Genomic DNA, 19,153 nt, shown 5'->3' with positions numbered 1-19,153 from the left:
CCTCGTCGTGACTCTGACCACTCCCCAGCCATCCGAATCCGCAGCTCAGTCGACGTTGCTGCAGGGATTCACGCCTTTTCCGGCCGACCGCGCCGAGGCCTACCGGGCGGCGGGATATTGGACCGACCGGCTACTCGATTCGGTACTGCGTGACGCCGCTGCCGAGTGGCCCGATCGCGTCGCTGTCGCCGATGCCGGGAAGTCTTACAGCTACGCCGAATTGGATGCCAAGGCCGACCGCGCCGCCGCCGGGATCGCGGGCCTCGGCATCCGGCCGGGAGACCGCGTGCTCGTGCAATTGCCCAACTCGGCGGAGTTCGCGGTCGCGTTGTTCGGCCTGCTGCGCGCGGGCGCCGTCCCCATCATGTGCTTGCCCGGCCATCGGCTCGCCGAGCTCACGCACTTCGTCGACGTGGGCGGCGCCGTCGGGTTGGTGATCGCGGATGTGGCGGGTGGTTTCGACTATCGGGAGATGGCACGTGAGCTCGTCGTGTCGCACCCCGGTGTGCGCCACGTGCTCGTCGACGGCGAACCGGCCGAATTCCTGTCCTGGTCGGCCGTGTCGCGTGAATCGTCGGACACACCGCCCGTGATCGACCCCGATCCGGCGTCACCGGCACTGCTCCTGGTGTCCGGCGGCACCACCGGTGCGCCCAAGCTGATCCCCCGCACGCACCAGGACTACGTCTACAACTGCACCGCGAGCGCCACGTTGTGCGAGCTGACCGGCGACGACGTGTATCTGGTCGCGCTGCCCGCGGCCCACAACTTCCCGCTCGCCTGCCCGGGACTGCTCGGTGCGTTGAGCGTCGGCGCCACCACGGTGTTCACGGCCGACCCGAGCCCCGAGTCGGCGTTCGCGGCCATCGACCGTCACGGTGTCACCGTCACCGCCCTCGTCCCCGCGCTGGCCAAGTTGTGGGCGCAGGCGTGCGACTGGGAGCCGTTGGCACCCAAGTCTCTGCGGCTGCTGCAGGTCGGTGGCGCCAAGCTGGCCGCCCCGGACGCCGCGCTCGTCCGTACCGCGCTCACCCCGGGTCTGCAGCAGGTGTTCGGGATGGCCGAGGGGCTGCTGAACTACACGCGGATCGGGGATCCGGTCGAGGTGCTCGACGCGACGCAGGGCAGGCCCTTGTCGGCCGATGACGAGATCCGCATCGTCGACGAGGAGGGCAACGAGGTCGCGCCCGGCACCGAGGGCGAGCTGCTGGTGCGCGGGCCGTACACGATCAACGGTTATTTCAACGCCGAGAGCGCCAATGAGCGCTCGTTCAGCCCGGACGGGTTCTACCGCAGCGGGGATCGCGTGCGCCGGTTCGCCGAGGGTCCGCTGGCCGGCTACATCGAGGTGACGGGGCGGGTCAAAGACGTGATCGTGCGGGGCGGCGAGAACGTGTCGGCGCTCGATCTGGAAGAGCACCTGCTGACGCATCCGTCGGTCTGGTCGGCGGCGGCGGTGCCGCTGCCCGACGAGTACCTCGGCGAAAAGGTCTGTGCGGTCGTGGTGTTCACCGGCCCGCCGGTGACGCTCGCGGAGCTGCACACGCATCTGGAGCAGCGCGGTGTGGCGGCACATGCGAAACCCGACGTCCTCGTCCCGGTCCCCAGCTTGCCCACGACGGCGGTCGGCAAGATCGACAAGAAGGCGATCCTGCGCCAGCTCACCGACGGATGAGCTCGCGGGCGAGCGCGTCGGTCCACCACTGCTCGACGCGGTCGGGTGGCCAGCCGCGTTCGACCGTCAGCGTCGCGTAGACGTTCACATTGCACAGGGCGGCGTAGATGTCGACGGCTTGCTGCACGTCCAGGCCGGCGCGCAATGTGCCGTCGGGCCAACCGGAGAACACCTGGATGCGGGTCTGGTCGGCGGCCTGGCGGGCTTGGCGGTAGAGGGCGGCAAGGTCGGGCTCCGTACGGCCCGCTTCGCGGATGAGTGCGATCAGGTCACCGGCGCGCTCGAACAGCCGCCGGTCATAGCCCGCCATCGCGGCCAGATGCGCCCGCGGTGTCGCGCCGGATTCCAGTTCGTCGAGCATCTGCGGTAGGTCGGCCGACAGATCCGCGGCGTCGACCAGCGCCCACACCAGTCCGGCTTTGTTCTGATACGCCGCGTACACGGTGGGCACCGACACCTCGGCCGCCCGCGCGACGTCGCGCACGGTCGTCGCCGCCCAGCCCTGCGTGACGAAGAGCCGACGCGCCGCATCGGCGATTTCGGCACGCGTCTGCTTCGCCTGCGCGAGCCGCCGCAGTGAGTCGTAACGACGCCTTTCGGCCATGACCGTCTTCCGTTTGTGTTGATCTTCATTCAATATAGGACGTGTAAATCGAATTTGGGGGCCGACATGGATTTCACAGTTGCGGCAGGACTCGGCGGCATGGGGTTCGTGCTTGTCGCCGTCGTCGTCAACGTGATCTACGTACGCGGCGGACTGCCGATGCCGGTGGCGGGCAAGGACATCGGCGCCGTGACCGACTCCTTCGCCACTGTCGGCGACGCCTTGAGGAAACCCTCGGCGCTGGCCCCGCCGATGTGGCTGTTCACCACGGTGTTCGCCGCCGGGCTGCTCACCGTGCTGTGGGATGGCGGCGGCGATGCCAGGGCGTGGGCGCTGGTGGGCTTTGCCGGCGTGATCATGCAGAACGCGACCTTCACCTGCGTCGAGGCGCTGCGCTTCGGCATGGCCGCGGCCGCGAGCCACGACCAGGGTCCCATGGCGGGGCTGTGGGGTCTGAGCAATGTGCTGTTCGGCTTCAACCAGGTGTTTTTGGCCATCGCGCTGCTCGGTTTCACCGTGGCCGGGGCCGACATCGGATTCATCGCGCCGTGGCACGCCTGGCTCGGTTACGCGAGCGCGGTCCTGTTGTTCATATCGTCGGCAGCCAGCCCGTACAACGCCGGCGGCGCGAGCCGAATCGCGCCGGTCGGCCTCATCGGCTGGCTCGGCTGGGCAACCTGGATCGTCATCTACAGCATCGAGTTACTGCGGCTGTGACGTAGCCGCCCTGCCGCCCGGTCCCCCGCCGCCGATTGTCACGCCGCCGATTGTCACGCCAGAGTGACGTCCGAAGTCCACAGCCACTCCAGCGTGACAAACGCGAGCCCACACGGAAATTCAGCCCACCACTGTCACACCAGAGTGACGTCCGAAGTCCACAGCCACTCCAGCGTGACAAACGCGAGCCCACACGGAAATTCAGCCCACCACTGTCACACCAGAGTGACGTCCGAAGCCCGCAGCCACTCCAGCGTGACAAACGCGGGGCAGCGCAGGCGCAACGCGCCACACCGCGGTAGAGCTCAGGCGCGCGGCACCAGGTGCGGCGCGAGCGTCGTGAGCTTCTCGCAGGTTTCTTCGAATTCCCGGTCCGGCGTCGAGTCGCCGATGATGCCGGCACCGGCCCGCAGCCAGGTCTTGCCTTCGGCTTCGTAGCAGGCGCGCAGTGTCAGCGCCGCGTCCATGCCACCGTCGGCCGAGAACGTCACCACCGCACCGGAATACAAGCCGCGGGGCGCCTCGTCGAGCCGCAGGATCGCGTCAACGCTCTCGGCCTTCGGAATGCCCGATGCGGTGACGGCCGGGAACAGGGTCTCCAGCGCGTCCATGCGGTCCATCGAACGCTGCAGCCGCCCGCCGACGGTCGACCCGAGATGCTGGACGCTGCCGCGCTCGCGGACGGTCATGAAGTCCAGCACCACCGCGGTACCCGGCTCGGCCACCTCGGCGATCTCCGACACCGAGGTGCGCACCGAAATAGCGTGTTCCACAATCTCTTTCGGATTCGACTCCAGGTCGTCGCGGGCGGCGCGGTCGTTGTCGGCGCCACGCCCAAGGGCGCGGGTGCCTGCGAGCGGTTCAGTCAGCACGGTGCCGTCGGCACGGACCGCGGCGACGAGTTCGGGGCTGTAGCCCAGCGCCCGGATTCCACTGAGGTGCAGCAGGAATGACCGGGCCGGGGTGTTGTTGTGGCGGCCCACGCGATACGTGGCCGGGAAGTCGACGGCGAACGGCACATCGAACCGCCGCGACAGGATGACCTTCTGGTATTGGCCGCTCGTGATCTCGTCGATCGCGGTGGCCACGCGGTCGCGATAGTTCGACGAGTCCGCCCGGACATCCACCGCGGTGGCCGCCGGGACCGCGCTCACGCCGTCCGCCAGCACCGCACGCAGCGCCTCGGTCTGGCGGTCGTCGGCGCCGATCAACGTGATCCGCCCGTCCGACACCACGAATTGGGTACGGGGCCAGAGGATTCGGGCCAGCGGCGTGCCCGGCTGCAGTCGCGCCTGCAGACCGAAGCGATACGTGCCGAACTCGAATGCCACCCACCCGAACAGCCGGTCGGTTTCGAGCAGCAACCGGTCGACGGCCTCGCCGAGCGCGGCACCCGGCCGTCCGGACCACGCCTGCCGCTGCACCACGCCGTCCTGGACCACCCGCAACTCGTCGGAGTCGAGTTCGACGACGGCCCGCACGCCCAGCGCCAACGTCCACTCGCCGTCGCGCTCGTACACGACGTAGTCCTCGCCGTCGCGCTCAGGCAGCACCCGGGCCAGCTCGGCCACGAGGTCAACGGGGTTCGTACCGGTCGGCAGCGAAAGCTCGATCGACTCGGCGTTGTCGGAACTCGTCTCGAAACTGACCTTCGTCACGGGAAGTAAATGTAGCCTAACCTAGGTAAACCAGGTGCACTACGCCGTCGCCCGCGGTGTGATTCGCGTTAATCCAGCAAGGTGCGCACCACACCGTCGGCCAGCAACCGGCCACGGTCGGTCAGCACCACACGCTCGCCGGCCGCATCGACCAAGCCATCGGCCACCAGGCCGGCCAGGCGCGCGCGCTCGCCCGCGGTGAGATCACCACAGGCCAACCCGCGCCGCAGCCGAAGCCGAAGCATCACGTCCTCGAGGTGGCGCGCCTGCGGGTCGAGCTCTTCGAAGTCGGCGACCGGCAGCAGTCCGTCGGCCAATGCTTGCGCATAGGCGTTGGGGTGCTTGATGTTCCACCACCTGGTCGCACCGAGGAATCCGTGCGCTCCCGGTCCGGCGCCCCACCATTCGCCGCCGTCCCAGTAGCCGAGGTTGTGCCGGCACTCACCGCCCGGTCGGCTCCAGTTCGACACCTCGTACCACTCGAAGCCGGCCTCCGACAGATGCGTATCCAGCAATTCGTAACGCTGCGCGAGCACATCGTCGTCGGGCGCGGCGATCTCGCCGCGGCGCACCCGCCGAGCCAACGCGGTGCCATCCTCGACCACCAAGGCGTAGCCCGATACGTGATCGACCCCGGCATGCACCGCGGCGTCGACCGAACGCCGCAGATCGTCGTCGGACTCCCCCGGCGTCCCGTAGATCAGGTCGATGTTGACGTGCTCGAAGCCCGCGGTCCTGGCCTCGGCCGCCGCGGCCAGCGCCCGGCCCGGTGAATGCGTGCGGTCCAAGACCGCAAGCACGTGCGGCGCCACCGACTGCATCCCGAGCGAAACGCGCGTATAGCCGGCCTCGCGCAGCGCTGCGAAGAACTCGGGCGAGGTGGATTCCGGATTGGCCTCGGTGGTCACCTCGGCCCCGGCAGCAAGCTCGAAGTTGTCGCGGACGGCGTCGAGGACTGCAGCCAGTCCGGCGCTCCCGAGCAGCGAGGGCGTTCCGCCGCCGACGAACACGGTCCGAACCGGCACCGCACCCACCCGCGCCGCGGCCATCCGCAACTCGACGCGCAGCGCGGCCAGCCAGCCCTCGGGGTTGGATCCGCCCAGTTCAGTGGGCGTGTAGGTGTTGAAGTCGCAGTATCCGCAGCGGGTGGCACAGAACGGCACATGGATGTAGATGCCGAACGGTCGTCCCGCGACGGGCGCCAGATCGGGCTGGCCTGACGGCGCGGTCCGGGTGGTCATGCAACGATTTTCCCAGACTGTCCAGCGGGGACTTTTGCTCACCGTGAGCGCAAATATGGCCCGGTTAGGGGCTATGGCGACAATCGTGGCACAATGGCCGCGTGACTTCCGCCAACAACAGCACCACCCGCGTATCGCTGGTGGCTCGGCGGCATGTCGATTTCAAGCGTGTTTGTAGCTGTTGCTGTCTGCCTTGATCCTGTGTAGACCTGCCCACCTGTACTTTCAGCTGGCCACCGGATCTGCGCCGCCGGACAGCCACCGGTGAACAGCGCGGCCTAAGGCCAGCTCCTCCGCGAAGGAGCACCTACAGTGACAACCCCCAAGGCACCGGCCAAAGCCGCACGTCCCGCCAAGCGTCCCCGCGGCGAAGGACAGTGGGCTCTGGGCTATCGCGAGCCGCTCAACGCCAACGAGCAGTTCAAGAAAGACGACGACGCGCTGAATGTGCGTGACCGCATCATCGACATCTACTCCAAGCAGGGCTTCGAGAGCATCGACAAGAACGACCTGCGTGGCCGATTCCGGTGGATGGGCCTCTACACCCAGCGTGAGCAGGGCTACGACGGCACCTGGACCGGTGACGACAACGCCGACCTGCTCGAGGCGCAGTACTTCATGATGCGGGTGCGTTGCGACGGCGGTGCGCTCTCGGCCGCCGCGTTGCGCACCATCGGCGAGATTTCGACGGAGTTCGCCCGCGACACCGCCGATATCACCGACCGCGAGAACATCCAGTACCACTGGGTCCGAATCGAGGATGTGCCCGAGATCTGGCGCCGGCTCGAATCGGTGGGTCTGCAGACCACCGAGGCGTGCGGTGACTGCCCGCGTGTCGTGCTCGGCGGACCGCTCTCCGGCGAATCCGTCGACGAGGTCCTCGACCCGAGTTGGGCCGTCGACGAGATCGTGCGCCGCTACGTCGGCAACCCGCAGTTCTCGAACCTGCCGCGCAAGTACAAGACCGCGATCTCGGGCCTGCAGGATGTCGCCCACGAGATCAACGACGTCGCGTTCATCGGGGTCAACCACCCCGAGCACGGTCCGGGCCTCGACGTATGGGTCGGCGGCGGGCTCTCCACGAACCCGATGCTGGCGCAGCGGCTCGGTGCCTGGGTTCCCCTGAGCGAGGTGCCCGAGGTATGGGAGGGCATCACCTCGGTCTTCCGCGACTACGGCTACCGCCGGCTGCGGTCCAAGGCCCGGCTGAAGTTCCTGATCAAGGACTGGGGCATCGAGAAATTCCGGGAAGTTCTCGAGACGGAATACCTCAAGCGCAAGCTCATCGACGGTCCCGCGCCCGAGCAGGTGCCCCACACCATCGACCACGTCGGTGTGCAGCGCCTCAAGAACGGCCTCAACGCCGTCGGCGTCGCCGCGATCGCCGGCCGCGTCTCCGGCACCATCCTGACCAAGGTGGCCGACCTGGCCGAGGCCGCCGGTTCCGACCGGATCCGGTTGACGCCGTACCAGAAGCTGATCATCCTCGACGTCCCCGACGACAAGATCGACGAGCTGACCGCCGGCCTGGACGCGCTCGGCCTGCAGTCCCGTCCGTCGCACTGGCGCAAGAACCTCATGGCGTGCACCGGCATCGAGTACTGCAAGCTGAGCTTCGCCGATACCCGCGGTCGCGCCCAGGTACTGGTGCCGGAACTCGAACGCCGGCTCGAGGACGTCAACGCACTGCTCGACGTGCCCGTTACGGTCAACATCAACGGCTGCCCCAACTCATGCGCACGCATCCAGGTCGCCGACATCGGCTTCAAGGGCCAGATGGTTGACGAAGGCAACGGCCCCGAAGAGGGCTTCCAGGTCCACCTTGGCGGCAGCCTGGGTCTGGACAGCGGTTTCGGCCGCAAGCTGCGCCAGCACAAGGTCCTGGCCACCGAACTCGGCGACTACATCGAGCGGGTTGTTCGCAACTTCGTGAAACAACGCGAGTCCGGTGAGCGTTTCGCCCAGTGGGCCGTACGGGCCGACGAAGCTGATTTGAGGTGAGTGCTTTGACGACGACGATGGAGTCCGAGCTACGCGAACTGGCCGAACGGGGCGCTGAGGAGCTTGCGGGCGCGAGCGCGGAGGAACTGCTGCGCTGGACCGACGAGCACTTCGGCGGCGCCGGTGGGCCGGGCAGTAGGCCTGAGTACGTGGTGGCCTCGAACATGCAGGACGCGGTGCTCGTGGAGATGGCGGCCAAGGTGCGCCCCGGCGTCGACGTGCTGTTTCTCGACACCGGCTACCACTTCGCCGAGACGATCGGCACCCGCGACGCCGTGGAGGCCGTCTACGACGTCCACGTGGTCAACGTGGCACCCGAGCACAGCGTCGCCGAGCAGGACGCGTTGCTCGGCAAGGATCTGTTCGCGCGCAATGCCGGTGAGTGCTGCCGGCTGCGCAAGGTCGAGCCGCTGAGCAAGGCTCTCCAGGGCTACCGCGCCTGGGTGACCGGTATCCGCCGAGTCGAAGCGCCGACCCGCGCGAACGCGCCGTTGATCAGCTGGGACAACGCATTCGGCCTCGTGAAGATCAACCCGATCGCGGCGTGGTCCGACGACGATATGCAGGCCTACATCGACGCCAACGGCATTCTCGTCAATCCCCTTGTCTTCGAAGGCTATCCGTCCATCGGCTGCGCACCGTGCACGAGCAAGCCGATCGCTGGCGCCGATCCGCGCAGCGGGCGCTGGGCCGGCCAGTCCAAGACGGAATGCGGACTGCACGCCTCGTGAGGTTGTTGTGACGCTCGTCCTCACCGCACACGGCAGCGCAGATCCGCGTTCGTCGGCGAACGCCCATGCGATCGCCGGCCATCTGCGCCGCCTGCTGCCCGACACCGACGTGCGGGTGGCGTTCTGCGAGCAGAATGCGCCGAACCTGGCCGACGTGCTGCCGGACGTCGCGCCCGGCTCGGTGGTGACACCGCTGCTGCTGGCCAGTGCGTTTCACGCCCGTACCGACATCCCCGGCCTGATCGCCCAGTCGGGCGCCGACGTCCTCCAGGCCGACGTGCTCGGCGAAGACCCGCGGCTGCTTCAGGTGGTTCGGGAACGCCTTGCCGCACTGGGAGTTTCGCGCTTCGACGCCGCGCTGGGCGTGGTGCTCACCGGGGTCGGCTCATCGCATCCGGCCGCCAACGCCCGCACCGCGTCGCTCGCGGGCAGCTTGGCCGAAGGGACTCGGTGGGCCGGGGTGCGGGTCGCGTTCGCAACCGGTCAGACCCCCTCGGTGCCCGAGGCCGTCGAGCAGTTGCGTGCCAGTGGCGCCGAGCGCTTCGTGATCGCGCCGTGGTTCCTGGCCCACGGCCGGATCACCGACCGCGTCGCTGAATACGCTCGCAGCCAAGGCATTCCGATGGCCGAACCGCTGGGCCCGCACCGGTTGGTGGCGGCGACGGTGCTCGACCGCTATGAAGAGGCACTCGCCGCGCACAGCGCAGGCTTCGCCGCTTAGCCCTCCGGGCATTCCTTCCTTCACGCAGCTCTGGCGTCGAGTTCGACGCCAGGGCTGTGCTTTGCCGTGTCGAGGCAGCTTCTGACGACCCTGGTGTCGAACTCAACGGCAGGGACCGAGGTCACATCACACAACCTTGACCCATATACCCATGGGGGTATATTTGAAACCAGGAAAGGTATACCCCTGGGGGTATCAGAAAACGAGCCTAGGAGCCGAACAATGAAGTTCATCCAGTACTACCTGGAGTGTCTGTCGCACGCGTCGTACCTGATCGGCGATGAGACGTCGGGCCGTGCGGTCGTCGTCGACCCGCAACGCGATGTCGCCGAGTATCTGGCAGATGCCGAAGAACACGGCTTCCGGATCGAGCTTGTCATCGAGACGCACTTCCACGCCGACTTCGTGTCGGGCCACCTGGAACTCGCCCAGGCCAGCGGCGCGAAGATCGTGTACTCATCCGTCGCGCAGCCCGAGTTCGACTTCATGGGAGTCGACGACGGACAGCGATACTCGCTCGGCGAGGTGACGCTGGAGTTCCGCCACACTCCCGGCCACACCCCGGAATCGATGAGCATCGTGGTGTACGAACACGCCGGCGACCCGGTCCCCTATGGCGTGCTGACCGGCGACACCCTGTTCATCGGCGATGTGGGCCGGCCGGACCTCTTGGCCTCCATCGGGTTCACCCGCGACGAACTCGCCGACAAGCTCTATCACTCGCTGCGCGACAAGCTCATGACGTTGCCCGACGCCACGCGGGTCTACCCCGCGCACGGTGCGGGCTCGGCCTGCGGCAAGAACCTCTCCACCGAGCTGTGGTCGACCATCGGCGACCAGAAACGCACGAACTATGCACTGCGGGCCGCCGACAAACAGTCGTTCGTCGACCTTGTCACCGCGGGACAACCCCCTGCCCCAAGCTATTTCGTCTACGACGCGGTCCTCAACCGCAAGGATCGCGAATTGCTCGACGAAACGGCCATGCCACAGTCAATGGATTACGACCAAGCGGCCATGGCACTTGCCGACGGCGCCGTCCTGATCGACGGCCGCAGCCCGGAAGAGTTCGCCCAGGGCCACCTGCGGGGCGCGATCAACATCGGCCTGGCGGGGCGCTATGCCGAATTCGCCGGGTCGGTGGTCAAGCCGGACGCCGACATCGTTCTGGTCACCGAGGCCGGGCAGGAGGTGGAGGGCAAGAATCGCTTGGCCCGCATCGGATTCGACCGCGTCAGCGGTTACCTCTCCGCACCAGAGCAGACGATGTTCGCACATCGCGACCAGGTGCAGGTGGCATCGCGACTCACCGCCGAGGCCTTCGCGCAGCGATCCGCCGAGATCGCCGACCTGCAGATCGTCGACGTGCGCAATCCCGGTGAGGCGGCGGCCGGGATGGTCCCGGGCGCGGTCAACATCCCCGTCGGCCAACTGCCGGACCGGGTCACCGAACTCGACGCCGACCGTCCCACGGTCGTCTACTGCGCGGGCGGCTACCGCTCGTCGGTCGCCGCGAGCCTTTTGCGCCAGAAGGGATTCACCGATGTCAGCGACATCCTGGGCGGCTACAACGCCTGGGCCGCGAGCACTCAAACGGCGTGACGCGCAAGGACATGATGACCGTGATTCACCTTGCCGGAAGGGCCGGCTGACGCCATGCTCGCGCTGATCCTGTCGCTGGCCGTTCTGGTCGGGGTGTTCCTCGGCGTGCTCGGCGGGGGCGGCTCGATCCTCACCGTGCCACTGCTCGCGTACGTGGCCGGTCTGGACGCCAGGCAGGCGATCACCACATCGCTGCTTGTCGTCGGGGTCACCAGCGTCATCGGCGCCGTCACTCATGCACGGGCCGGTCATGTGCAGTGGCGCACCGGACTGTTGTTCGGCGTGACCGGCACGGCTGGGGCGTATGCGGGCGGACTGATCGGGCACCTCCTGCCCGGTTCGGTACTGCTGACCGCGTTCGCCGTCGTGATGATCGCGACCGCGGTAGCCATGCTCAACCGGCGTCCGGAGTGCACCACACCGGCCGTACGCGCACCCGCGGTCAAGACCCTGCTGATGGGCTTGGTCGTGGGCGTGGTGACCGGAACTCTCGGCGCGGCAGGCGGATTCGTCGTGGTTCCCGCGCTGGCCCTGCTCGGCAGTCTGCCGATGCCCATCGCCGTCGGCACCTCGTTGATCGTCATCGCCATGAACTCGTTCGCCGGCCTCGCCGGCCAGCTGAGCACTGTGCCGATCGATTGGCCGCTTGCCGCGATGGTCACGGCTGCCGCCGTGGCGGGAAGTCTGCTCGGTGCCCAGCTGACCGCACGCGTCGATCCGGACACGCTGCGCCGCGCGTTCGGCTGGTTCGTGCTGGCGATGGCCTCGATCATCCTGGCCGAGGAAGTCCATCCCGTCGTCGGGTTGGTCGCCGGTGCCGCAACCGCGATCGGCGCCTTCTATTACTTCGTGTGCAGGCGCTACGCATGGTGTCCCGTGCAACGACTGTTCGGTCCACCCGCTCCCGCGACGTGACCGTTTGCGATACCCCCGCGGGTACGATCCCGGCAATGACAACAACGACTTCGAAAGGCGCACACCATGGTCGGTGACCAGGAGGCCATCGCCGCTGTCCTCAATCGGCTGCGGCGCGCACAGGGACAACTCGCAGGCGTGATCTCGATGATCGAGCAGGGCCGCGACTGCAAAGACGTTGTGACACAACTCGCCGCGGTATCGCGGGCGCTGGACCGGGCCGGATTCAAGATCATCGCCACGGGCCTGCGTGAGTGCATCACCGACGAACGCGCCGAGGGCGCCGAACCTATCGACGTGTCCGAACTGGAGAAACTGTTCCTGGCCCTCGCCTGACGGACTAGGTGGTGGTGAGCGCCTGGTCTTCGTCGGTGCTTCGCACCACCACCTGGACGTCGCCGGCGATCTGCGGCACGCGGGTGGCTCTGACGTACACGGTGTCGCCTTCCTTGAGACCCAGCGCCTCGGCGTCACCCCGGGTGATCTGGGCCGTGAACGGCACGTTGTTCGTGGCACTGGTGAGTTCGACGCGTACCTCGAAGCCCAGCATCACGATGCGGTCGATCGTGGCCCGCAGCACGCCGGTGACCTCCGCGGTGCCGTCGCCCGCCGCGATCGCCATCTCGGGATTGCGGCCGACGCGAATGTCGTGGGGCCGCACCAGGATCCCGTTCAACTCCGACACCGCGCCCAGGAAGGACATCACGAATGCATTGGCCGGCTCGTCGTAGACCTGCGTGGGCGATCCGACCTGCTCGATACGTCCCTTGTTGAGCACCGCGATGCGATCGGCGACGTCGAGCGCCTCGGCCTGGTCGTGCGTGACGAGCACGGTCGTGACGTGAACCTCGTCGTGCAGGCGGCGCAGCCACGTCCGCAGGTCGTCGCGGACCTTCGCGTCGAGCGCTCCGAACGGTTCGTCGAGCAGCAGCACCTGCGGGTCGACGGCGAGCGCACGCGCCAATGCCATCCGCTGGCGCTGGCCACCCGAGAGCTGGTTGGGGTAGCGGGTCTGAAAGCCGCTGAGCCCCACCACTTCCAGCAGGTTGTCGACTCTCTCCTTGATCTCGGCCTTTGGGCGTTTGCGGATCTTGAGACCGAAGGCCACGTTGTCGCGTACCGAGAGGTGCTTGAACGCGGCATAGTGCTGGAACACGAAGCCGATGCCGCGCCGCTGCGGCGGTACCCCCGTCACGTCGCGACCGTTGATGGTGATGGTGCCGGTATCGGGTTGGTCCAGGCCGGCGATCGCCCGCAGCAGCGTCGACTTGCCGGAACCGCTCGGCCCCAGCAGCGCGGTCAACGAGCCCGCGGGCACCTCGAAGTCGATGTTGTCCAACGCGGCGAAGCTGCCGTAGTGCTTGTTGGCACCGCGTACCACGATCGCGTCGGTTCCCGAGTTGGTCACAGCGATCACTCCTTCTAAGACTGTTCAGCCGAGATGCGGCGCCGGTCGAGAACCACCTGAACCACGAGCACGACGACGGCGACGGCCATGAGCAAGGTCGATATGGCATATGCGCCGTACACCGACTCTGCGGTGCCGCGGTTGTACCGATCGGCCACCAACAGTGTCAGCGTCTGCGATGTGCCGGGCAGATTCGACGACACCATGATCACCGCGCCGAATTCCCCGAGGGTACGGGCGATGGTCAGCACGATGCCGTAGGTGAGGCCCCACCGGATGGACGGCAGGGTGATCCGCCAGAACGTCTGCCACCAACTGGAACCCAGCGTGGCGGCGGCCTCTTCCTGGTCGGTGCCGATCTCGTGCAGCACCGGTTCGACCTCGCGGATGACGAACGGAACCGTCACGAAGATGCTGGCGAGCACGATGCCGGGAAAACCGAAGATGATCTTGAATCCGAGGTTGCTCTCGACGAACCCGAACAGCCCGGCCGAGCCCCAGAGCAGGATCAAGGCGACACCGACCACAACGGGTGACACCGCGAACGGCAGGTCGATCACGGCCTGCAACGCGCTCTTGCCACGGAACTTGTTGCGTGCCAAGACAAGCGCGGTAGGCACCCCGAACAGCACGTTCAGCGGCACCACGATGGCCACCACCAACAGGGACAGCTGGAGGGCCGAGATGGCCGCGGGTGTGCCCACCGAAGCGAAGAACGCGCCGAGCCCAGGCGCGAACGTGCGCCACAGGATCAACGCCACCGGCACGATGACCAACACCGCGATGTAGGCCAGCGCCAGATACCGCAGCAGATTGCGCACCCACGGTGACAGCGTCATGCCGAAAGCTCCTCACGTTTGGCCGCCCGCGAACCAACCGCCCTCAGCACGAACAAGACCACGAACGAGATGACCAGCAGCACGATGGAGATCGCCGCCGCACCGGTGCGGTCGTCGTTTTCGATGAGCGTGCGGATCCACTGTGACGAGACCTCGGTCTCACCGGGAACCGCGCCGCCGATCAGCACGACCGATCCGAACTCGCCGATCGCCCGCGAGAACGCCAAACCGGCGCCCGACAGCAGCGACGGCAACAGTGCCGGGAGGATCACCTTGGTGAAGATCACCTGATTGGAGGCGCCCAGTGAAGCGGCGGCCTCCTCGACCTCGCGGTCGAGTTCGAGCAGCACCGGCTGGACCGAACGGACCACGAACGGCAGCGTGACGAACAGCAGCGCGACGCCGACACCCCACTTGGTGTGTTGCAGGTGCAGCCCGACCGGACTGGCCGGTCCGTAGAGCGCCAACATCACCAGGCTGGCCACGATGGTGGGCAACGCGAAGGGCAGGTCGATGACCGAATCGACGATCCGCTTGCCCGGGAAGTCGTCGCGCGTGAGCACCCAGGCGACCAACAGACCGAAGACCAGGTTGACGGTCGTGACGCCGGCCGAGATGGTCAGCGTCACCCGAAACGACTCGATCGCCGCGTTGGACGTGACCGCCAGCCAGAAGGCGTTCCAGCCACCGCCCGCCGACTGCCAAAGGATGGCGGCCAGGGGCAGCAGCACGATGACGCTCAGCCAGATGGACGCGGCACCGACCCGCAGCGAGGTCGTGCCGTAGCGCCCACGACGCGCGCCGGGAGCGCGACCTCCCGGCGCGGTCGCGGATGCCGATTCGGTCTCAGCCGCAGCTGTCATCCAGTCGCCTGCTTGTAGATCTTGGTGATCGTCCCGTTGTCCTTGTCGAACAGCGCGGGATCGACCTCACTCCAGCCGCCGAGTTCGGCGATCGTCCACAGCTTCTCCGGTGTCGGGAAATCCTTCGTGAACTCGGCGGCAACGGCCGGGTCAACGGGCCGGAAACCGGCTTCCGCCCACAGCCTTTGTCCTTCGGGCGTGTAGAGGAAGTTCTTCAGCGCGTTGGCCGCGTCCGCGTGCGCACTGGTGTTGACGACCGCGACCGGGTTCTCGATCTTGAATGTCTGCGGCGGGTTGATGTGCTCGACGGGCTTGCCCTGCCGTTCGACGTTGATGGCCTCGTTCTCGTAGCTGATCAGCACGTCGCCGGTGCCCTGGAGGAACACGTCGGTGGCTTCCCGCCCCGACCCCGGACGGGTCTTGACGTGCTCGGTCACGAGCTTGTTGACGAAGTCGATGCCCGCCGCGGCGTCCTTGCCGCCGTTGCTCTTGGCCGCGTAGGGAGCCAGCAGGTTCCACTTGGCCGAGCCCGAACTCAGCGGGCTGGGCGTCACGACCTCGAGGCCCGGCTGCAGCAGATCGTCCCAGTCCTTGATGCCCTTGGGGTTGCCCTTGCGGACGACGAGCGAAACCACCGAGCCGAACGGGATGCCCTTGGTGTTGCCCGCGTTCCAGTCCTCGGCCACCTTGCCCGCCTTGACGAGCCGGGTGATGTCGGGTTCCACCGAGAAGTTGACGATGTCGGCCGGCTTGCCGTCGACGACGGCCCGGGACTGGTCGCCCGAGGCGCCGTAGGACGTCGTCACGGCGACGCCCTTGCCCTCTTCGGTTGCCGTGAACGCCGGGATGATCTTGCTCCAGCCCGGCTCGGGAACCGCGTATGCGACAAGAGTCAGGGTGGTTTCCGCGCCGCCGGCACCGCCGTCGCCGCCCGCGACGTCACTCGATCCACCGCCGCATCCCACGACGAGCACCCCGCTGGTGGCCAGCACAGCTGAGTTCCTCGCGACGTTCCGCCAGAACTTGTTGATGTCGAGCTTCTTGGTTGGCACTGATGACCTTTCGTTGCGAGCTACGGACAGTGGTGGTCCGTCACGGCGGAAAGACGAATGGATCAGTGCTCGGGCAAACAGCGAGCCCACCACCGACCCCAAACCGCGGACGGGTTGGAGTCAGCGACAACAGTGAACGTCTGCAACAGCGCATGAACCCACGGCACGGAGGGCCACGACGTGGCTCTGCGTGGTGCCGGACGCTGCTTGCATGGCGCGAAGAATAACAGAGTCTGACGCCGGCGCCTCCCGAGCGATCGGGTCAGCGGGTCACGAACCACATGACGATGACGAGGACCACGAGAATCGCCAGCACCAGGGTCACGCGGGAACGCGGCATGCCGGTCATTCGGTCCTCATCGCCTCGGCCAGTTCGTCAGATTCGTCCGCTCCGGCCCGCCGTAACCTGCGGATACCGGCCGTGCCCTGGCCGAGAGCGCCGTCGAGCACCACTGCGGCACCGTACGCTAGGGCCAGGACGACGGGCATCACCACCGCGGTCTGGACCACGAACGGCAGGCCCGTCAGCCACAGCTCGACGCCGTCCCACCAGCTGAGGATTGCGCCCATGCCGAAAGCGTATGCGATGGCCGTGCCTGGACAGATTCATCCCATCGCGGTCAGTAACGTTCGACACGTGGCATTCGGGTAGACGAGCAACGTATCCGCAGATCATGATGTCCGAATGGTTCTGCAACACACTGAGCCCACCGGTGCCCCGGAGGCGGGCGCCCGGAAGGTGCCCGAGGCCCCGCTGACCGTGACGGCTCCGGTGCCGTACTCGGCCAGCGCGTCGCTGCGGAACCCGTTTCCGCCGATCGCTGACTACGGCTTCCTGTCCGACTGCGAGAACACGTGCCTGATCTCGTCGGCCGGGTCGGTCGAGTGGTTGTGCGTGCCGCGGCCCGACTCGCCGAGCGTGTTCGGAGCCATCCTCGACCGTGGCGCCGGCCACTTCCGGCTCGGCCCCTACGGGGTGAGCGTGCCTGCCGCGCGCCGCTATCTGCCCGGCAGCCTGATCTTGGAGACCACGTGGCAGACCCACACGGGTTGGCTGATCGTGCGCGACGCACTCGTGATGGGGCCTTGGCATGACATCGAGACACGATCGCGGACTCATCGCCGCACCCCGATGGATTGGGATGCCGAGCACATCCTGCTGCGCACGGTGCGCTGTGTGAGCGGCACCGTCGAACTCGTCATGAACTGCGAACCGGCCTTCGACTACCACCGCGTCAGCGCGAATTGGGAGTACTCCGGCCCGGCGTACGGCGAGGCCATCGCGCGCGCCAGCCGCAACCCCGATTCGCACCCGACCCTGCGGCTCACCACGAACCTGCGCATCGGCATCGAGGGCCGCGAGGCGCGGGCCCGCACGCGGCTCACCGAAGGCGACAATGTCTTCGTCGCGCTGAGCTGGTCGAAGCATCCGGCGCCGCAGACCTACGAAGAAGCCGCCGACAAGATGTGGAAGACCAGTGAGGCCTGGCGGCAGTGGATCAACGTCGGCGACTTCCCCGACCATCCGTGGCGGTCGTATCTGCAGCGGAGCGCCCTGACGCTGAAGGGCCTGACCTACTCCCCGACCGGCGCGATCCTGGCCGCTCCCACCACATCGTTGCCGGAAACCCCCCAGGGCGAACGCAACTGGGACTACCGCTACGCCTGGGTGCGCGATACGACGTTCGCGCTGTGGGGCCTGTACACGCTCGGCCTGGACCGCGAGGCCGACGACTTCTTCTCGTTCATCGCCGACGTGTCGGGCGCCAACAACGGTGAACGCCATCCGCTTCAGGTGATGTATGCCGTCGGCGGTGAACGCACGCTCATCGAAGAAGAGCTGAATCATCTGTCCGGCTACGACAACTCGCGGCCGGTCCGTATCGGCAACGGTGCGTACAACCAACGCCAGCACGACATCTGGGGCACCATGCTCGATTCGGTATACCTGCATGCGAAGTCGCGCGAGCAGATTCCCGACGCGCTGTGGCCCGTGCTCAAGAACCAGGTCGAGGAGGCCATCAAGCACTGGAAGGAACCCGACCGCGGCATCTGGGAGGTCCGCGGCGAACCTCAGCACTTCACCTCCAGCAAGATCATGTGCTGGGTGGCGCTGGATCGCGGTTCGAAGTTGGCCGAGCTCCAGGGCGAGAAGAGCTACGCCCAGCAATGGCGGGCGATCGCCGAGGAGATCAAGGCCGACGTGCTGGCGCGCGGCGTGGACTCGCGCGGTGTGCTCACCCAGCGCTACGGAGACGACGCGCTCGACGCATCGCTGCTGCTGGCCGTGTTGACCCGGTTCCTGCCCTCCGACGATCCGCGGGTCCGGGCCACTGTGCTCGCAATCGCCGACGAACTCACCGAGGAAGGGCTGGTACTGCGCTACCGCACCGAGGAGACCGACGACGGCCTTTCCGGCGAAGAGGGCACGTTCACGATCTGTTCGTTCTGGCTGGTTTCCGCTCTCGTCGAGATCGGCGAGGTGAGCCGGGCCAAGCATCTGTGCGAACGCCTGCTGTCGTTCGCGAGCCCGCTGCATCTGTACGCCGAGGAGATCGAGCCGCGCACCGGTCGCCATCTGGGTAACTTCCCACAGGCGTTCACACACCTGGCGTTGATCAACGCCGTCGTGCACGTGATCCGCGCCGAGGAAGAAGCCGACAGCTCCGGCGTGTTCGTGCCCGCCAACGCCCCGATGTAACACCTGTTCTCCGGCCAGCAGACACGTAGGTACCCGAAACGAGCCATTTCTGGGTACGTACGCGTCTGCTCAGCGGGAGAAATTTTCTCGAAAATCACGGTGCGCCAATATCTGTGAATGTGTCTGCCGGGCAGGCAGCATCGGGGCATGAGCCACTCGCACACCGCGGACACCTCCCGCACGACGATCGACACCGCAATCGGCGTCCTGGTCGGGGTGCGCGGCTGCACGCCCGATGAAGCGTTCCGGGAGCTGGTTCGGGTCGTGCAGCGCACGGGTATCGGAATAGGAAGCATCGCCCGCGGTCTCGTCGATCTGGCCGGCAGCCGGTCCGGATCATCCGCCGAGTACGCCGAGGCCTTCAACGCCTGGGGTGAACTACTGGCGCAGACCCGGCGAACGCCGGCCGCCACCCGGTGACGGGC

20 protein-coding genes are annotated in these 19,153 nt (G+C 67.1%); 11 read left to right on the top strand and 9 right to left on the bottom strand.

Features of this window, described 5'->3' with window-relative positions:
- The first annotated feature begins 7 nt into the window (after positions 1-7).
- Entirely contained in the window at positions 8-1,675 is a 1,668-nt protein-coding gene (locus ACOI2T_RS12685) for a (2,3-dihydroxybenzoyl)adenylate synthase (protein WP_409501474.1), read from the top strand.
- Here the strand turns inward: ACOI2T_RS12685 and ACOI2T_RS12680 are convergent.
- Complete coding sequence (locus ACOI2T_RS12680) at positions 1,662-2,279, bottom strand: TetR/AcrR family transcriptional regulator (RefSeq protein ID WP_409501473.1); 618 nt, start codon at positions 2,277-2,279, stop codon at positions 1,662-1,664. The two genes, ACOI2T_RS12685 and ACOI2T_RS12680, sit on opposite strands and share 14 nt — an antisense overlap.
- Positions 2,280-2,345: 66 nt before the next feature.
- Between ACOI2T_RS12680 and ACOI2T_RS12675 the strand changes: the two genes are divergently transcribed.
- Entirely contained in the window at positions 2,346-2,996 is a 651-nt protein-coding gene (locus tag ACOI2T_RS12675; protein ID WP_409501472.1) for a hypothetical protein, read from the top strand.
- Between the two features lie 305 nt (positions 2,997-3,301).
- On the opposite strand, the gene ACOI2T_RS12670 is transcribed toward ACOI2T_RS12675, so the two are convergent.
- Both ACOI2T_RS12670 and hemW read right to left on the bottom strand, forming a co-directional pair.
- Positions 3,302-4,654, bottom strand: a complete 1,353-nt coding sequence (locus ACOI2T_RS12670; protein WP_409501471.1) for a salicylate synthase — start codon at positions 4,652-4,654, stop codon at positions 3,302-3,304.
- A gap of 68 nt (positions 4,655-4,722) precedes the next feature.
- The gene (gene hemW, locus ACOI2T_RS12665) at positions 4,723-5,895 is read right to left on the bottom strand and encodes a radical SAM family heme chaperone HemW (RefSeq protein ID WP_409501470.1); all 1,173 of its coding nucleotides are present in this window, start codon (positions 5,893-5,895) and stop codon (positions 4,723-4,725) included.
- Between the two features lie 101 nt (positions 5,896-5,996).
- Between hemW and ACOI2T_RS12660 the strand changes: the two genes are divergently transcribed.
- From ACOI2T_RS12660 to ACOI2T_RS12630, 7 genes are all read left to right on the top strand, one after another.
- Complete coding sequence (locus ACOI2T_RS12660; RefSeq protein WP_374213964.1) at positions 5,997-6,092, top strand: Ms4527A family Cys-rich leader peptide; 96 nt, start codon at positions 5,997-5,999, stop codon at positions 6,090-6,092.
- A gap of 115 nt (positions 6,093-6,207) precedes the next feature.
- Positions 6,208-7,896 carry a nitrite/sulfite reductase gene (locus ACOI2T_RS12655; RefSeq protein ID WP_409501469.1) on the top strand — a complete coding sequence of 563 codons (1,689 nt, stop codon included), beginning with the start codon at positions 6,208-6,210 and terminating at the stop codon, positions 7,894-7,896.
- Between the two features lie 17 nt (positions 7,897-7,913).
- Positions 7,914-8,627: a phosphoadenylyl-sulfate reductase gene (locus ACOI2T_RS12650; RefSeq protein WP_409501893.1), complete on the top strand. Its 714-nt coding sequence runs from the start codon at positions 7,914-7,916 to the stop codon at positions 8,625-8,627.
- A gap of 7 nt (positions 8,628-8,634) precedes the next feature.
- Positions 8,635-9,348, top strand: coding sequence for a sirohydrochlorin chelatase (locus ACOI2T_RS12645; protein ID WP_409501468.1), 714 nt, complete (start codon positions 8,635-8,637; stop codon positions 9,346-9,348).
- 222 nt (positions 9,349-9,570) lie between these two features.
- Positions 9,571-10,950: an MBL fold metallo-hydrolase gene (locus ACOI2T_RS12640; RefSeq protein ID WP_409501467.1), complete on the top strand. Its 1,380-nt coding sequence runs from the start codon at positions 9,571-9,573 to the stop codon at positions 10,948-10,950.
- Positions 10,951-11,004: 54 nt separating this feature from the next.
- On the top strand, positions 11,005-11,865 hold the full coding sequence (locus ACOI2T_RS12635; RefSeq protein WP_409501892.1) for a sulfite exporter TauE/SafE family protein: 861 nt from the start codon (positions 11,005-11,007) through the stop codon (positions 11,863-11,865).
- Positions 11,866-11,931: 66 nt separating this feature from the next.
- Complete coding sequence (locus tag ACOI2T_RS12630; protein ID WP_067851999.1) at positions 11,932-12,201, top strand: metal-sensitive transcriptional regulator; 270 nt, start codon at positions 11,932-11,934, stop codon at positions 12,199-12,201.
- A gap of 4 nt (positions 12,202-12,205) precedes the next feature.
- On the opposite strand, the gene ACOI2T_RS12625 is transcribed toward ACOI2T_RS12630, so the two are convergent.
- From ACOI2T_RS12625 to ACOI2T_RS12600, 6 genes are all read right to left on the bottom strand, one after another.
- A complete protein-coding gene (locus ACOI2T_RS12625; RefSeq protein ID WP_165766085.1) occupies positions 12,206-13,273 on the bottom strand; it encodes a sulfate/molybdate ABC transporter ATP-binding protein in 1,068 nt (355 codons plus the stop codon).
- Between the two features lie 14 nt (positions 13,274-13,287).
- On the bottom strand, positions 13,288-14,112 hold the full coding sequence (cysW, locus tag ACOI2T_RS12620) for a sulfate ABC transporter permease subunit CysW (RefSeq protein ID WP_409501466.1): 825 nt from the start codon (positions 14,110-14,112) through the stop codon (positions 13,288-13,290).
- Positions 14,109-14,975, bottom strand: coding sequence for a sulfate ABC transporter permease subunit CysT (gene cysT / locus ACOI2T_RS12615; protein ID WP_409501465.1), 867 nt, complete (start codon positions 14,973-14,975; stop codon positions 14,109-14,111). The genes cysW and cysT overlap by 4 nt, the downstream gene beginning before the upstream one ends.
- Positions 14,972-16,027 (bottom strand): sulfate ABC transporter substrate-binding protein, encoded by a 1,056-nt coding sequence (locus ACOI2T_RS12610; protein WP_409501464.1) that lies wholly within the window; start codon positions 16,025-16,027, stop codon positions 14,972-14,974. The genes cysT and ACOI2T_RS12610 overlap by 4 nt, the downstream gene beginning before the upstream one ends.
- A gap of 120 nt (positions 16,028-16,147) precedes the next feature.
- Positions 16,148-16,240: an Ms4533A family Cys-rich leader peptide gene (locus tag ACOI2T_RS12605; RefSeq protein ID WP_374213962.1), complete on the bottom strand. Its 93-nt coding sequence runs from the start codon at positions 16,238-16,240 to the stop codon at positions 16,148-16,150.
- A gap of 132 nt (positions 16,241-16,372) precedes the next feature.
- On the bottom strand, positions 16,373-16,597 hold the full coding sequence (locus tag ACOI2T_RS12600) for a hypothetical protein (RefSeq protein ID WP_067851991.1): 225 nt from the start codon (positions 16,595-16,597) through the stop codon (positions 16,373-16,375).
- 115 nt (positions 16,598-16,712) lie between these two features.
- Between ACOI2T_RS12600 and ACOI2T_RS12595 the strand changes: the two genes are divergently transcribed.
- Together ACOI2T_RS12595 and ACOI2T_RS12590 are read left to right on the top strand one after the other, a co-directional pair.
- Positions 16,713-18,728: a glycoside hydrolase family 15 protein gene (locus ACOI2T_RS12595; protein ID WP_067851989.1), complete on the top strand. Its 2,016-nt coding sequence runs from the start codon at positions 16,713-16,715 to the stop codon at positions 18,726-18,728.
- 147 nt (positions 18,729-18,875) lie between these two features.
- Positions 18,876-19,148, top strand: a complete 273-nt coding sequence (locus ACOI2T_RS12590; protein ID WP_409501463.1) for an ANTAR domain-containing protein — start codon at positions 18,876-18,878, stop codon at positions 19,146-19,148.
- Positions 19,149-19,153: the final 5 nt, after the last annotated feature.

This window comes from Mycolicibacterium wolinskyi str. Jessa 2025 (assembly GCF_049241375.1).
Taxonomy (GTDB): domain Bacteria; phylum Actinomycetota; class Actinomycetes; order Mycobacteriales; family Mycobacteriaceae; genus Mycobacterium; species Mycobacterium wolinskyi.
This window is presented reverse-complemented; position numbering and strand designations above follow the sequence as displayed.

Coding starts and splice junctions, on each gene's coding strand:
- ACOI2T_RS12680 (WP_409501473.1), bottom strand. CDS start 2,279: ATGGCCGAAAGGCGTCGTTACGACTCACTGCGGCGGCTCGCGCAGGCG.
- ACOI2T_RS12675 (WP_409501472.1), top strand. CDS start 2,346: ATGGATTTCACAGTTGCGGCAGGACTCGGCGGCATGGGGTTCGTGCTT.
- hemW (WP_409501470.1), bottom strand. CDS start 5,895: ATGACCACCCGGACCGCGCCGTCAGGCCAGCCCGATCTGGCGCCCGTC.
- ACOI2T_RS12650 (WP_409501893.1), top strand. CDS start 7,914: ATGGAGTCCGAGCTACGCGAACTGGCCGAACGGGGCGCTGAGGAGCTT.
- ACOI2T_RS12640 (WP_409501467.1), top strand. CDS start 9,571: ATGAAGTTCATCCAGTACTACCTGGAGTGTCTGTCGCACGCGTCGTAC.
- ACOI2T_RS12635 (WP_409501892.1), top strand. CDS start 11,005: ATGCTCGCGCTGATCCTGTCGCTGGCCGTTCTGGTCGGGGTGTTCCTC.
- ACOI2T_RS12630 (WP_067851999.1), top strand. CDS start 11,932: ATGGTCGGTGACCAGGAGGCCATCGCCGCTGTCCTCAATCGGCTGCGG.
- cysW (WP_409501466.1), bottom strand. CDS start 14,112: ATGACGCTGTCACCGTGGGTGCGCAATCTGCTGCGGTATCTGGCGCTG.
- cysT (WP_409501465.1), bottom strand. CDS start 14,975: ATGACAGCTGCGGCTGAGACCGAATCGGCATCCGCGACCGCGCCGGGA.
- ACOI2T_RS12605 (WP_374213962.1), bottom strand. CDS start 16,240: ATGCAAGCAGCGTCCGGCACCACGCAGAGCCACGTCGTGGCCCTCCGT.
- ACOI2T_RS12600 (WP_067851991.1), bottom strand. CDS start 16,597: ATGGGCGCAATCCTCAGCTGGTGGGACGGCGTCGAGCTGTGGCTGACG.
- ACOI2T_RS12595 (WP_067851989.1), top strand. CDS start 16,713: ATGGTTCTGCAACACACTGAGCCCACCGGTGCCCCGGAGGCGGGCGCC.
- ACOI2T_RS12590 (WP_409501463.1), top strand. CDS start 18,876: ATGAGCCACTCGCACACCGCGGACACCTCCCGCACGACGATCGACACC.